The sequence below is a fragment of the Limosilactobacillus balticus genome (assembly GCF_014145615.1).
Taxonomy (GTDB): domain Bacteria; phylum Bacillota; class Bacilli; order Lactobacillales; family Lactobacillaceae; genus Limosilactobacillus; species Limosilactobacillus balticus.
Genome location: NZ_JACIVH010000050.1, coordinates 1 through 237, shown reverse-complemented (window position 1 = coordinate 237; position 237 = coordinate 1). Strand labels below are relative to the sequence as shown.

Sequence of the window (237 nt, the reverse complement as noted above, 5' to 3'; positions counted from 1 at the left end):
GGGTCCGAATAAGGCAGTATATCTGGAAGCAATGGAAAAAGTTTAAAACTAAGGTAACTAACTTACAGAAGTTGGGGCTGTCCCAGCGTGATGCATATGTCTTCGCTAGTACCCGTAAAGGCTACTGGCGAACTGCACATAGTAAGACCTTGAGCTATTCTCTAACTAATAGAAAACTGGAACAACTTGGACTTATGAATATGTCCAAGACGCTCCAGTCAATTCAATGTGATTAAG

The 237-nt window shown here is 41.4% G+C and carries 1 pseudogene; it reads left to right on the top strand.

From position 1 onward, the window contains the following. Window positions 1-236: pseudogene (locus H5S10_RS10630) on the top strand (group II intron reverse transcriptase/maturase); the annotation flags it as partial. Window position 237: the final 1 nt, after the last annotated feature.